Raw genomic sequence first — 14,527 nt, 5'->3', positions numbered from 1 at the left:
GTTCGGTGCCGACAGCGCATGGTGTATCTCAAGTGGAAAGTGAAAGCCATGAAAGAGCTGGATCTTTTTAAAAGGCAGAAGTTGTCACGGATTTCGGATTCGTTTCCGGAGGCGATTTACATCACCGATCCGGACGGCGTTATCAGCCACGTCAATCCCGCCTTTGAACTGCTCACCGGGTTTCGCGCGGATGATGTGGTGGGGAAAAGCGACCGCATTTTAAAGAGCGGACACCACCCGGAGAGTTTTTACAATAGCGTATGGGAAGTGCTCATGTCGGGCAACATCTGGAGCGGACAGATGGTGAGCCGGAAGCGGGATGGAGCGGCCTTTCCCGCGGATGTGACCATCTTTCCCATAGCGGACCCCGCCGACCGCATATCCCACTTTGTCGCCATTCTGCATGGCACTACCGACCAGCTTCAGGCTCACGAGGAAACCCTGCGCCGCAACATGGAATACACCGCACTCCACAATGTGTCCAAAATCCTGCAGACGCATGACCCGCTTCCGCAAATGCTGAGCCGCGCGGTGGAGGAGATCATCAGGTTGAGCGAGTTGAGGATCGAATACAAGGCGGGGGTGTTCATCGCCGACCATGAAAACCAGGTCCTGCGCCTGTTCACCACCGTCGGCGATTTCCCTGAAGAGTTTCATCGCCTGGATGCGGAGGTGCCTTTCGGCGAATGCCTGTGCGGCCGTGTGGCGATGAGCGGGGAGATGCTGGTCAGCAATAACTGCTTTTCTGATCCGCGTCACGAACGGAAATACGACGGGATGACTGCGCACGGCCATTACATCATCCCTCTCAAAAGCCGGGACAAGCTGGTGGGCGTCCTGTTTCTATACACCTCATCCAATCCTTCCTGGTACGAACGGAGCCCGGAGATTTTGAAGTCGATGGGCGGACTGATTGCCGACGCCATCGAGCACCGCCGGGCCGAGGCCATCATTCAGGAACAGAACGAAACGCTGACAAAAATGAACGATCTCAAAAACAAGTTTCTGGGTATTGCGGCGCACGACCTGCGCAACCCGGTTTACGTCATACGCACGTTCAGCGAGGCATTGCGGGATGAATGCGCGCAGGGCGTGAGTGACAAGCATCGCAGATACTTTGACAAAATCTACAATGCCAGCGGCCACATGATTCATCTCCTGGAGAACCTGCTGGACATTTCCAAGATCGAACAGGGGAAAATTGAGATCAACCGGATGATGCAGGACATCAACCCGATTATCGAGGAACAGGTGAGCCTCAATCAGATCGTGGCCAACAAGAAAAACATCCGCATTCGGCAGAACCTGGCGGAAGTGCCGCCGTTTCGTTTCGACAAGGACGCCCTGATCCAGGCCATCAATAATTTTCTGAGCAATGCCATCAAGTTCTCGCCACCCGATTCAACCGTGCTGGTTTCCACCGAGTTGCAGGGGGACAAGATTCAGTTTTCAGTCAAAGACGAAGGCGCGGGACTATCTGAAGAAGAACAGAAGCTGTTGTTCGGGGAGTTCCAGACGCTGAGCAGCAAGCCGACCGGGCAGGAAAAAGTGACAGGGCTCGGCCTCGCCATCGTGAAGAAGATCATCACCCTGCATGGCGGCGAAGTGGGCGTGGTCAGCCGATCCGGCAAAGGCTCCACCTTTTACTTTTTATTGCCCGTAAAATAAACTCTTTGAAGGTTTTCAGATTTATTTCATTTAAGTTAATATTTTTTAACTATAGCATTACCAAAGAAGTCTTATTCAGGAAGATCGAGATAGTGAACTGGCTTTAATGGAAGCAATCTTCTTTGAGCTTCAGGGATGTTTTTGTAGTATTCCACCCACAAGTCAAAAAATCGTTTTAAGTCAATCAGCATGATTTTTCGTTTTTCCTGCCCCCGCGCTTCCGATTCAGAGTCTCGTGTAAATCCCCCTATAGAAATAAAGAGCCCAACATCTCCATCTGAAAGGAGCGCTAAAAAAGAACGGATACCATCTACATTGATTTTATCTCCCCGCCGTTTTACTTGAACTTTAATTCTGGGTCCTTTTATTCCAAGCGGGTCTATGTGGCCAATGATGTCTATGCCCTTGTCTGGCCCGGGAGGAGAAATCCAAGATAAGTGGTACCCCATGCCCCGAAGGAGCCCTGCGACAATGTCTTGGAAATCATATGGATTGATGTCAGTTAGATAATCTTCAATTTCAACCCAGGCTGCTTCCTCCGCTTCTTCAAGAGTGGTTGATACAGAGTCATCACCATTTTCAGTTGAAGAATCGTCGGGCGTCGGCTGATCCTTTTTCCATTTCCTGTAAAGAGAATTAGCTTCTTTTGCAAATTCTTCTGGATATTGAAAAGTAGAGTAAGCTTGTGCCCCCTCGTCGGTTAAGCTCCAAGTACCTTTGTTTTTTAACAGCCACCCAGCTTTTACAGAAGTGATTGTGGAAAAACGAACGATTTTCTCGTATCGTCTGACGGTTGGGTTGTTTGGATAAGAGCTATTTTCAAATGGCGTCGGTGGAACTATAGATTCCAATTCTTTGAGAACAGTTTTTGCCTGAATGCCATCGGACTGTTCTTTAAGTAACTTGAACACGCCTCGAATCAATTCTCCTCTTCTTTTTAGGGTGATTTCAGGCATACGTTTTACTTAAATTAGGAAATGAATTGTTGGGAGTATATCAGAAAATTGATAAGATCGGCTATATCGAATTTCTTGGTTTTGCTTTATCAAAAACAAAAAGGGTTGGCTTTGGGAAGCCAACCCTTTCAATAAAACTGGTCGGGATGAGAGGATTTGAACCTCCGGCCCCCTCGTCCCGAACGAGGTGCGCTACCAGGCTGCGCTACATCCCGACCGTTTTCGGTATCGTCTTTAAAATTTCAATCTGTCTTTCCGCCGGTCACTTGTCCCAGCGGTAGCGGTCGACGCTCTCGGACCAGTACGAGGTGTTGGTCACGAGCCGTTCGACGTCTTTCGACTTCTTGCATTTGGGGCACTTCACTTCCTTGTTGCCCACCTCGGAGATGCGCATCTCCACCACAAAGTTGTGTTTGCATTTTTTGCAGGTATGGTCGTACTGCGGCATGGCTCCATTCCTCAAAGTTGCTAAGGGTACACCAGTTTTTTTCCGTTTTCAACGGGACTTGCGCGGCTTCGTGCGTTTTTTACCGGGCACCGGTTGCGCGCCGGCCGCCGGTTGCGCGCCGGGCACCTTGTCTGTCCCCGGCTCGCCGCCTCGCAGGGCCACGAATCCGCAAAAGTTGAACCATTTGAAAAACACGTCCACGTCCTGAAACCCGGCTTTGCGGAGTATTGTAACATTTTCGCCGGGAGGTAGGGGGACCAGAACCTGCTCCAGCGCCTCCCGCTTGCGGGAAATCTCCATCCTGGAATACCCCATCTCCCGCTTGTAGTCGTAGTAGCGCTCGACGAAGACCGGGGCCAGCGCCGCCGCCTCGGCCTTCACCTTCTCGATCAGGATCAGCGCCCCGCCGGGGAGCAGGCTTTGATGAATGCGCTTCAACAGGCCCTGTCGCCGGGCCGGAGGGAGGAATTGCAGGGTGTAATTCATCACCACCACGCTCGCATTTTCCAACTCCAGCGGGCCGTTGAGGTCGCCCGCGACCACCTCGCACCGGCCGTCGAACTCCTTCAACTTGCGCCGCGCTTTTTTGAGCATGGCGTCGGAGTTGTCGATGCCGACGAAGCGCACCTCCGATGCGGTGGGCAGGGCGCGCGCCATCTCGCGGATCAGCGTGCCGGTGGAACAACCGAGGTCATACACCCGCGTGCCCGGTTGCGCGTACGTCCGGGCCAGCGCCACCACCATCTGCTGGCATTCCTTATAAAATGGAACACTGCGTTCCAGCATGTTGTCGAACACGCGCGCGACGGATTCGTTGAACTCGAATTTTTCCGGTGCGTCATCACGGGCGAACAAGTCGTCGCGTTGTCTGGGTGTCATGCGGTCTGGGAATCAGAGGTTGAAAAACGAATCCCCACACCCGGCGGCGTGCCGCCCGGCATGGGGATTCTGTGTTGCGTCGGTTTCAATAAACCTGCCTGAGCGTCACGGACCCTGGATTTCGTTGCCGTCCACGGGACCGCTCTTGCTTTTCAGCAGGAGTTTGTTGATGGCGTTGACGTAGGCGACGCCGCTGGCCTCGACGGTGTTGACGCCGGTGCCTTTGCCCAGCACCTCGCGGTTTTCGCTGAGCACGCGCACCGTCACCTCGCCCTGTGCGTCCTTGCCTTTGGTCTTCGACATCACCTGGTAGTCGAGCAGTTTGCAGGTGAGGCCGGTGATCTTGTCCATCGCGTTGTAGATGGCGTCGATCGGCCCGTCGCCCTGCGCCGTGGCGGTGTGTGTCTTGCCGTCGCGGCTTTTGAGGTGAACCGTCGCCTCCGGCATGACGCCCGTCTCGAACCCGCACTGGATTTTCTCCAGCACGTAGGTGTTCAGGCTGTCGTCGGTGGTCACCTGTTTCTGGATGACGGCGAGGATGTCTTCGTCATAAACATCCTTCTTTTCGTCGGCCAGCACCTTGAACTCGGAGAACACGCGGTCCATCTCTTCGACGGTCAGCTTGTAGCCCATGCTCTCGATCTTTTTATTGAGCGCGTTGCGTCCGGAGTGCTTACCTAGAACCAACTCCGCACTGTCGAGCCCGATGTCACGCGGGTCCATGATCTCGTAGGTGTCCTTCTTCTTCAGGTACCCGTCCTGGTGCACGCCGGACTCGTGTGCGAACGCGTTCTTGCCGACGATGGCCTTGTTGCGTTGCACGAAGAATCCGGTGAGACTGCTGACCAGCCGACTGCACGCCATGATGTGTTTCGTATCGATGCGCGTGTCGCAGCCGAAGAAGTCCTTGCGCGTCTTGAGCGCCATGACGATCTCTTCCATCGCCGCGTTGCCGGCACGCTCGCCGATGCCGTTGACGGTGCACTCCACCTGCCGGGCTCCGGCTTTGACGGCCGCGAGCGAGTTGGCGACGGCCATGCCGAGATCGTTGTGGCAGTGCACGCTGATGACGGCGTCGTCGATGTTCGGCACGTTCTCCTTGAGCGAACGAATGAGCGCGCCGAACTGTTCCGGCACCGAATACCCCACCGTGTCGGGGATGTTCACCGTTTTCGCCCCGGCAGAGATCACCGCTTCCACCACCTCGGCGAGGAAGTCCGGCTCCGTTCGCGACGCGTCTTCCGGAGAAAACTCGATGTCGTCGCAGAATTTCCGGCCGAACTCGATGGCGTCGGTGGCCATCTTGATGATTTGCCCCTTGTCCATATTGAGCTTGTGGTCGCGGTGCAGTTTCGACGTGGACAGGAAAATGTGGATGCGCGGCGACTCCGCTTTTTCCAGCGCGCGGGCGCAGGCTTCCACGTCCTTGTTGAGCGCGCGGGCGAGCCCCGCCACTGACGAACCGCGGATTTCGTTCGCGATCTGTCTGACCGACTCGAAGTCCCCGGGAGAAGCAACCGGAAACCCCGCTTCGATCACATCGACCTTCAGTAGAGACAGCTGCCGGGCGATTTCCAGTTTTTCCTTATTGTTCATACTGGCGCCGGGACATTGTTCCCCGTCTCTTAAAGTCGTGTCGAATATGATGATTCGTTCCGGTTGCATGGCTTTTCTCTGTTAAAAAAAGGTTGATAAATGAATCACATTCCATTGTAGCGCAAATCGGGCGGGATGCGAGAGGGCGCGGTCGATTTTTGTGAAAGTTTGTGCGGGTGGAAGGGGAGATTAGAAATTGAGGCCGAAGCGGAAGCCGACGGAGAGCGTGTTCACCGCCCCCGCCCGGGCTACGGGATTGAAGACGTACTGCACATCCGGTTGCAGGAACACCCCCGGCTGGACACGGATTTTGTAGGTGGCCTCGACCAGCACCTCGGGGTCGTCGATGACGATGTCCGCCGCTCTCTGCCGTTGTTTGTATTTGTCACCGAAGAACAGGTAAGAGATGCCGATGCCCGCCTTGTCCTTGTCCCGCCCGGGGAAGAGGCCGGTGTATTCCAGCCCGGCGTCGAAGTAGGTGGAAAGCGCATTGACGTCCTGATCGGAAAACCCGAGACGGGCGAAACCCCGTAGACCCTGTTTGGATCGGGGGTACTCCAGATAAAAGGTTCCCTCGGCGAACAAATACAGGCCCTGGGTGCCGGTGTGGGTAGCGGGGTTGCCGGAGGCGTTGGTTTCCACCAGGTCCGGAAACCGCTTGGTGTACCACCAGCTTCCAATCCCCGCCTTGTTGAGGCCCAGGCGGGGGCGGGCCGATTCATACCCCACTTCATTCATAAAAAGAACCCCCTCGTCATCCGCGTCCAGAACCACCCGTGTCCCACGGGGATTCTGCGGGTCGCCCGGCACCCCGTCCAATACCGCACCGCGGTAGTACCAGTTGGGAGTGGGGTTGATCCGAAGACGCATGCCCAGAGTGGTGAGGGGGTAGGTCGGCACGCCGGCAATGCCGGATTCGGTCAGGTCCACACCGGTGCCGAAGGCTCCATTGAGAAAAACCTGCGCGGATTCGCGGTAGTCGAATTCGTTGGCGATGTCATAGATACCGACCAGAATGGCCATCCGCCTCTGGAAAAAATGCTGATCGTACCAGGCCTGCATGAGAAGCAGATTGGAGCGGCCTTCGATATTGCTCAGGTCGTGAACGGAGCCGATGAACGGCTGGAACCGGTTGCCGTGCAGGAGGGTGGCGTAGAAGAAAAAATGGCCGTCGGGTCCGTCCAGCAGTTGCTGTAAATTGGCGTGCAGTTCAAAGTCGAGATAGCCGAAATAACGGGTCTGGCTGTTCCGGTGACGCCGGTCCATGTGGAACAACTCACCCATGTACCCGCCACGGAAATAAATCCCCCGGTCCAGAAGCTCGGTGCGCAGTCCGCCCCAGTTGCCGGTGATGGTTTCCCGGCGCAAAGAGATGTTGCCGTGGCGGTCGAGTCCGTCGAGATCCTGTGCGAAAAGCAGTGGCGGAAGAAGCAGGCCAACCAGAATGCAGGACAGGACAAGCTGGATTCCGGCTTTGCATATACGTTTGCAGTTTGCTACGAAGGAAACCATTCGCGCAGACATTTTCCGTTTAGAAGATCAAAAATGAGAAGCATTGAGGAGTCTACTCCGCCGGGGTCCCGGCCCCCATCCCCCCTTCTGGGAACCCGGCAAAAGCCTACAGAGTATTTTACCGTTAATCGGTAAACTCGATTCGGGTTTTTCAGAAAAATAGAGGACGGAATCTGGCCGGTCTGGGGTCGGATGGGATGTCTCCCTCCTTCCTCTGGAAAGAAGAGATGGGGAGGGAGGAGTGGTGAAGGTGGATGCGGTGGGGTTGGGGTGCGTCCGGGTGGTCAATCCATGAAGCTGAGCACATGGAACCCGGCCTTTTCGATCCTGGCGACCACGTTTTTGGTTTCGCACAGGTCGAGGCGGAAGAAATAAACCTGCTTGGACGGGTCCTTTAAATAAGGTGCCATGCCGACGCTGATGATGTTCAACCCCTCCTTGTTGATGATGCTGGAAACCTTATCAAAGTTTTCGGGGTTTTTGTCCATCACCACGTCGATGCGGGAGCTGGAGTGGAGGATGCCCATGAGATCGACGAAAAGGCCCAGCATGTCCATGATGGAAATGATGCCCACCAGCTTGTTGCGTTTGATGACGGGCAGGGCGCCGATCTTGTTTTTGTAGATCATGAGGGCGGCGTCTTCGATGTGGGTCTCGGGCACCACCACAAGGGGGTGGCGGGTCATGTAGTCATTGACCTTCATCCTGGCGGGGTTGCCGATCTCAAGCTTGCCGGAATTGCCCTTGCTGGCGGTCCGGCCCTGACCGATGAATGCCCCACGAATGTCGCTTTCGGTGATGATGCCCAGCAATTCCCCCTTGTCCACCACCGGCAAATGGCGGATGGCGTGGGTCACCATCAAGTCCTGGGCTTTTTTCAGGGAATCGGATTTTTTCACGGTATGGAGCTTCTTGGACATCACTTCGCCGACAAGCATATTCGCCTCCAGAAGTTCGGTTCTTGAGCTTGAAAATTTATCCGAAATCAACCCGGAACTGTCAGAACAAATTGGATTGGAAAACGCACCGGGAGTACAATGGGCCGGAAGTCAGCAAGCCCGAAGGGACTTCCCTCCTTCTTTCTGTTTGTACCAGAAGCGGCCCGTAAAATACACGTTAAATGCAGGGACCGGATGAGATGCCGGCCGAAAAATCCGGGCCCGAAACACGCCGCGGGAAGGGGCATTTTTCAGTTGATTTTCAGGCTCCAGTTGTACTTAAATAAAAGGTTCCACAGACAAATATGGGCTGGCACCCCCACAGCTCCTTCTTACACGAATGTATTTTTTTTACACCTATTCGTGTTAAGATACTATTCTATTTCGAGTGAGAAGTTGAAAGCTATTGATTTTACAGCCACTATGTAAAATGGCACAAGCTTTGCTCTAGTTACGCTGAGTTGCCAAACAGCCAGCCTTGCAAACTCAGATTTAAAACCCAATCAACGTTAATTATGAATATTCAGCGATTACCGAAGCGGCAGGGGTTGTATGACCCACGATTTGAACAGGAAAACTGTGGGGTGGGGTTCATCGCCAGCCTGAAGGGGGAAAAGTCCCACGAACTCATCCAGCAGTCGCTGGAACTCCTGAACCGTCTGGAACACCGGGGTGCGGTGGGAGCGGACCCGCTTACCGGCGATGGTGCGGGCATTTTGATCCAGATTCCGCACGCCTTTTATAAGGAAGAGTGCCAGAAGCTCGGCATTGTCCTGCCGGAAGAAGGCAGGTACGGCACCGGGCTGGTGTTTCTGCCGCGCGACGATCGGGCGGAAAGCCTGATGCAGATTTTCGAGCAGGTCACGAAGGAAGAAGGCCTCGACATCCTGGGCTGGCGCAAGGTGCCGGTGGACAACACGCAAATCGGCACGGTGGCGGCGGAAGTGGAACCGGACATCCGGCAGATTTTCATTGGCGCCGACGGCATCGAGGACCGCGACGCTTTCGAGCGCAAGCTGTATATCGTGCGCAAGCAGGCGGGACGCGCCATCCGCGCCTCCGGTCTCGCCGAACTGTACGAGTCTTATTACATTTGCAGTCTTTCCAGCAAGACCGTCGTCTATAAAGGGCAGTTAATGGCCCCGCAGGTCGGGCGTTATTACCTGGACGTCAGCGATCCGCGCATGACCTCCGCGCTGTCCCTCGTCCATTCCCGCTACAGCACCAACACGTTCCCGTCGTGGGGACGCGCCCAGCCGATGCGCATGGTGGCGCACAACGGCGAGATCAACACCGTGCAGGGCAACAAGAACTGGATGTCCGCCCGCGAGGCGATGTTCAAAAGCGACCTGTTCGACGACTCGGAAAAACTGATCCCGGTCATCCCCCCGGGTGGCAGTGACACCGCCGACTTCGACCAGGCGCTGGAATTGCTGGTGATGACGGGACGCTCTCTGCCGCACGCGGTGATGATGATGATTCCGGAACCGTGGAGCGGGCACGAAACGATGGACGATGAGAAGCGCGCCTTCTTTGAATACCATGCTTCCATGATGGAGCCGTGGGACGGACCGGCGTCGATCACCTTCACCGACGGCGATGTGGTCGGCGCGGTGCTGGATCGCAACGGTCTGCGCCCGTCGCGCTACGTGGTCACCACCGACGACCGTGTCATCATGGCCTCGGAAGTGGGAGCCCTGCCGCTGGACGAATCCACCATCAAGCTGAAAGGCCGCCTCCAGCCGGGCCGCATGTTTTTCGTCGATCTCAAAGCCGGGCGCATCTGCTCCGACGAGGAGATCAAGCGGCCCTTGGCTCAGGCTCATCCTTATAAGGAGTGGGTGCAGGAGAACCAGGTCAACATCGAGAACCTGCCAGTGCCCAACGGTTATGTGGAGCCGGAGATCGAGGACCCGCTGGTCCAGCAGATCGCCTTCGGCTACACCGCCGAGGACATGAAGATTGTGCTTGCGCCGATGGTCAGCACCGGTCTTGAGGCCGTTGGTTCCATGGGCAATGACACGCCGCTGGCCGTGCGCTCCGAGCGACCGCAACTCCTGTTCAATTACTTCAAGCAACTTTTCGCGCAGGTCACCAACCCGGCGATCGACTCCATCCGCGAGGAGTTGGTGATGTCGATGGAGGTCACGCTCGGCCGCGAATACAACCTGCTGAAACCGGGACCGGAGAACTGCCGCAAACTGCGTCTCAAACACCCGATCCTGAAACCGGAAGAGTTTTACAAGATTCAGAACCTCGACCAGGAGGATTTGAAGTCGGCCACACTGTCGCTGTTGTTCCCGGTATCCGAGGGCGAGGGCGGCCTGGAGAAGGCAGTGGAGAATTTGTGCGCACAGGCGTCTGAAGCCATGGACAACGGCGCGACCATTCTCATTCTGTCCGACCGCGGCGTCGATGAAAACCACGCCGCCATTCCGAGCCTTCTGGCGACGGGCGCGGTGCACCATCATTTGCTGCGCGAGAGAACCCGCACGCGGGTGGGCCTCGTGGTAGAAACCGCCGAGGCGCGGGAGATGCATCATTTTGCCCTGCTCATCGGTTACGGTGCCGGCGGCATTTATCCCTACCTCGCCTACGAGACGGCAAAACAGGTGGTGCGCGAGCAGGTGTATGTGAAGGACGTGACGCCGGGCAAGGCGATCGACAATTTCATCCTGTCGTGCAAGAAGGGATTATACAAGATCACCGCCAAGATGGGCATCTCCACCATCCAGAGCTACCGCGGGGCGCAGATTTTTGAAGCGGTGGGCCTGCACGAGGACATCGTGAACCGCTACTTCACCGGCACGCCGTCGCGAATCGCCGGCATCAAGCTGAAAGACATCGCACGCGAAGTGCTGGCACGTCACCGCAATGCCTACGAGCGGTCAAAGGTCATCCGGCCTGCGCTGGAACCAGGCGGCTATTACCACTGGCGGCGGGGCGAAGAAAAACACATGATCAGTCCCACCATGGTGGCCCTGCTTCAGGAATCGACGCGTTCCAATAATTACGAGAAGTACAAGCAGTTTTCAAAAATCAACGACGAGCAGAACACACGCGAGTGCACCATCCGCGGTCTGTTCAAGTTCAAGCCGACGCAGGCGATCCCCATCGAGGAAGTGGAGCCGGTGGAGGAAATCACCCGTCGCTTCTGCACGGGGGCGATGTCGATCGGCTCGATCTCGCGCGAAGCGCACGAGACTCTGGCCATCGCCATGAACCGCCTGGGCGGCAAAAGCAACACCGGCGAGGGCGGCGAGGATCTGGTGCGTTACACGCCCGACCCGAACGGTGATTCGCGCCGCAGTAAGATCAAACAGGTGGCGTCCGGACGCTTCGGCGTGAACAGCAATTATCTGGCGAATGCCGACGAGTTGCAGATCAAGATCTCGCAGGGCGCGAAGCCGGGCGAGGGCGGGCAGTTGCCCGGCCACAAGGTCAGCGAGTACATCGCCAAGATCCGGCACTCGACGCCGGGTGTGGGGCTCATCTCGCCGCCGCCGCACCATGACATTTATTCGATTGAGGATCTCCAGCAGTTGATCTTCGATCTGCACAACTCCAATCCGAATGCCAGCGTCAGCGTGAAGCTGGTCGCGGAAGCGGGTGTGGGTACCGTCGCCGCGGGCGTTTCCAAGGCGCGCGCGGAGGGTGTGTTGATTGCAGGGCACGACGGCGGCACCGGCGCTTCTCCGCAGACGTCAATCAAGCACGCGGGCCTGCCGTGGGAATTGGGCCTGGCGGAAACCCAGCAGGTCTTGGTGCTCAACGATCTGCGCGGACGCATCCGGGTGCAAGTCGACGGCCAGTTGAAGACCGGGCGCGATGTGATCATCGGTGCGATCCTGGGTGCGGATGAATTCGGTTTCTCCACCGTGCCTCTGGTGACTCTGGGTTGTATCATGATGCGCAAGTGTCACCTGAACACCTGTTCGGTGGGCGTGGCGACGCAAGATCCGGAACTGCGCAAAAAGTTTTCCGGCAAGGCCGAGTACGTGGTCAACTACTTCCGCTTCATCGCACAGGAAGTGCGCGAACTGATGGCGCAGTTGGGATTCCGCAAGCTCGACGACCTGATTGGCAGAACCGACCTTTTGGAAGTGGACACCTCCGTCGATCACTGGAAAGCCCGCGAACTGGACTTCTCGCGCATTCTATACCGTGCGGAGGGAGGTGAGGGCGTGGCCACGCGCAACGTCACCACGCAGGACTTGAGTGGCGACATTGGCGACACGTGCCTGGACCGCAAACTGATCACAGAGTGTGCCGAAGCCATCGAACACAAAAAAACGGTCCGCCTGCGGCATTCCATCGGCAACGTGGACCGGGCTACGGGCAGTATGCTGAGTTACGAAATTTCCAAACGGTATGGCGAGCCGGGTCTGCCTGACGAGACGATTCATATCGACTTCAAAGGTTCCGCCGGGCAGAGCTTTGGCGCGTTCCTTGCCAACGGTGTCACCTTCAATCTGCGCGGTGACGCCAACGACTATGTCGGTAAGGGATTGTCCGGCGGCAAAATCATCGTCGCTCCAGCGAAGGAATCGCCGATCGTTGCGGAAGCAAATATTCTCATCGGCAACGTGGTGCTGTATGGCGCTATTTCCGGTAAGACGTATTTCCGCGGCATCGCGGGCGAGCGTTTTGCGGTGCGCAACAGTGGCGCGACCGCTGTGGTGGAAGGCGTCGGCGACCACGGTTGCGAATACATGACCGGTGGCTACGTGGTGGTGCTGGGTAAAACGGGACGCAACTTCGCCGCGGGCATGAGCGGTGGCATCGCTTACGTGCTGGATGAGGCCGGCTCGTTCCCCATTCACTGCAACAAGGGATTGGTGGACCTGGTCGCGTTTGAAGAGGAAGAAGATCTGGAACGGGTGCAGACGCTCATCCGCGAGCACCTGGAATACACGGGAAGTGCGGTGGCGAAACGCGTCCTCGACAACTGGGACAAGATGATCCCGAAATTCATCAAGGTCTATCCGCGCGATTACCGCCGCGTGGTGGAAGAACGAAAACAGGCAATGTTGGAAGGGGTGGCATAAATGGGTGCGCTCAAAGGCTTCATGGAAATCAAACGCGAAACGCCGAAGGCGCGTCCGGTTCCGGAACGGCTCAAGGATCAGAAGGAAATTTACGAACCGTTTCCACTGGAGAAGTATCGTGAGCAGGGAGCACGGTGCATGGACTGCGGGGTGCCGTTCTGCCAGAGCAGTACCGGTTGTCCCCTGGGCAATGCCATTCCGGACTGGAACGACATGGTGTACCGCGACCGCTGGGAAGACGCCGTGGCGCTCCTCACCAAGACCAACAACTTCCCTGAATTTACGGGACGCATCTGCCCCGCACCATGCGAAGGCGCGTGCGTGCTGGGCATCAACGAGCCGGCGGTGACCATCCGCAATATCGAGGAGATCATCGCCGAACAGGGATTCGAACATGGCTGGATCGCGCCCAATCCGCCGAAACAGCGCACCGGCAAGAAGGTGGCCATTATCGGTTCCGGTCCCGCGGGCCTGGCCGCCGCCGATCAGCTGAACCATGCCGGACACGAAGTGACGGTGTTTGAGAAAGCCGACCGCATCGGCGGCCTTCTCATGTATGGCATCCCTCATTTCAAGATGGAAAAAACGGTGGTTAAGCGCCGCATTGAATTGATGGAAAAGGAAGGCGTGATCTTCAAAACCAATGCGCACATCGGCAAAGACATTCCGGCCAAAACGCTGGTGGAGGATTTCGATGCGGTCATTCTGTGTTGCGGCTCCGAAAAACCGCGCGACTTGCCGGTGGAAGGACGCGACCTGGACGGCGTCCATTTCGCCATGGACTTTCTGCCCCAGCAGAACAAGCGTAACGAAGGCGACACCATTCCCGAAGACATTGCCATCACCGCGAAGGGCAAAAATGTATTGATCATCGGCGGCGGTGACACCGGTTCCGACTGTCTCGGCACATCGCTTCGCCAGGGTGCGAAGAAGGTGCATCAGTTCGAGCTGTTGAGCGAACCGCCGCTGGAGCGTTCACCCAACAACCCGTGGCCGCAATGGCCGATGACCCTGCGCCTCAGTTCTTCCCACGAGGAAGCGGGCGGCAAGATCACGGACTACAGCATCCTGACCAAAAAGTTCACCGGCAAAAACGGCAAGCTCCAAAAGGTGCACGCTGTCAAGATCCGCTTCGGCGACCCCGATCCCAAAACCGGACGACGCGCAATGGAAGAGATTCCCGGCTCCGAGTTCACGCTGGATGTGGAGCTGGTCCTGCTGGCGATGGGCTTTGTGCATCCCGTGCACGAAGGGCTGGTGAAAGAACTTGGGCTGGAGTTGGATGGCCGCGGCAACGTGGCGTGTGATAAAAACAAGATGACCAACGTCCCCGGTGTGTTTGTCGCCGGAGACATGGCGCGCGGACAGTCGCTGGTGGTGTGGGCGATTGCGGAAGGACGCGAAGCCGCGCGCGGTGTGGACCAGCATCTGATGGGCTACACTTTCCTGCCTCACAGCCAATATCTGTGATTCGTTAAAACC

9 protein-coding genes and 1 tRNA gene are annotated in these 14,527 nt (G+C 56.8%); 3 read left to right on the top strand and 7 right to left on the bottom strand.

The window, feature by feature from the left end:
• Positions 1 to 18: 18 nt before the first annotated feature.
• Positions 19 to 1,668: a sensor histidine kinase gene (locus J2S31_RS09350; protein WP_237098821.1), complete on the top strand. Its 1,650-nt coding sequence runs from the start codon at positions 19 to 21 to the stop codon at positions 1,666 to 1,668.
• Between the two features lie 71 nt (positions 1,669 to 1,739).
• On the opposite strand, the gene J2S31_RS09345 is transcribed toward J2S31_RS09350, so the two are convergent.
• From J2S31_RS09345 to J2S31_RS09315, 7 genes are all read right to left on the bottom strand, one after another.
• Positions 1,740 to 2,624: a restriction endonuclease gene (locus J2S31_RS09345; RefSeq protein ID WP_237098820.1), complete on the bottom strand. Its 885-nt coding sequence runs from the start codon at positions 2,622 to 2,624 to the stop codon at positions 1,740 to 1,742.
• A gap of 138 nt (positions 2,625 to 2,762) precedes the next feature.
• A tRNA-Pro gene (locus J2S31_RS09340) sits at positions 2,763 to 2,839 on the bottom strand.
• Between the two features lie 47 nt (positions 2,840 to 2,886).
• On the bottom strand, positions 2,887 to 3,072 hold the full coding sequence (locus tag J2S31_RS09335) for an FmdB family zinc ribbon protein (protein ID WP_237098819.1): 186 nt from the start codon (positions 3,070 to 3,072) through the stop codon (positions 2,887 to 2,889).
• Between the two features lie 48 nt (positions 3,073 to 3,120).
• Entirely contained in the window at positions 3,121 to 3,951 is an 831-nt protein-coding gene (gene cmoA, locus J2S31_RS09330) for a carboxy-S-adenosyl-L-methionine synthase CmoA (RefSeq protein WP_237098818.1), read from the bottom strand.
• Between the two features lie 105 nt (positions 3,952 to 4,056).
• Positions 4,057 to 5,616, bottom strand: coding sequence for a 2-isopropylmalate synthase (locus tag J2S31_RS09325; RefSeq protein WP_237098817.1), 1,560 nt, complete (start codon positions 5,614 to 5,616; stop codon positions 4,057 to 4,059).
• A 120-nt stretch (positions 5,617 to 5,736) separates the two neighbouring features.
• Positions 5,737 to 7,059 (bottom strand): carbohydrate porin, encoded by a 1,323-nt coding sequence (locus J2S31_RS09320; RefSeq protein ID WP_237098816.1) that lies wholly within the window; start codon positions 7,057 to 7,059, stop codon positions 5,737 to 5,739.
• Positions 7,060 to 7,343: 284 nt separating this feature from the next.
• Positions 7,344 to 7,997: a CBS and ACT domain-containing protein gene (locus J2S31_RS09315; RefSeq protein ID WP_237098815.1), complete on the bottom strand. Its 654-nt coding sequence runs from the start codon at positions 7,995 to 7,997 to the stop codon at positions 7,344 to 7,346.
• Between the two features lie 515 nt (positions 7,998 to 8,512).
• On the opposite strand from J2S31_RS09315, the gene gltB reads away from it, so the two are divergent.
• Together gltB and J2S31_RS09305 are read left to right on the top strand one after the other, a co-directional pair.
• The gene (gene gltB / locus J2S31_RS09310; protein WP_272908708.1) at positions 8,513 to 13,045 is read left to right on the top strand and encodes a glutamate synthase large subunit; all 4,533 of its coding nucleotides are present in this window, start codon (positions 8,513 to 8,515) and stop codon (positions 13,043 to 13,045) included.
• Positions 13,046 to 14,515 (top strand): glutamate synthase subunit beta, encoded by a 1,470-nt coding sequence (locus J2S31_RS09305; protein ID WP_237098813.1) that lies wholly within the window; start codon positions 13,046 to 13,048, stop codon positions 14,513 to 14,515. It begins immediately after the preceding gene.
• Positions 14,516 to 14,527 lie beyond the last annotated feature (12 nt).

This window comes from Nitrospina gracilis Nb-211 (assembly GCF_021845525.1).
GTDB classification, from domain to species: domain Bacteria; phylum Nitrospinota; class Nitrospinia; order Nitrospinales; family Nitrospinaceae; genus Nitrospina; species Nitrospina gracilis_A.
This window is presented reverse-complemented; position numbering and strand designations above follow the sequence as displayed.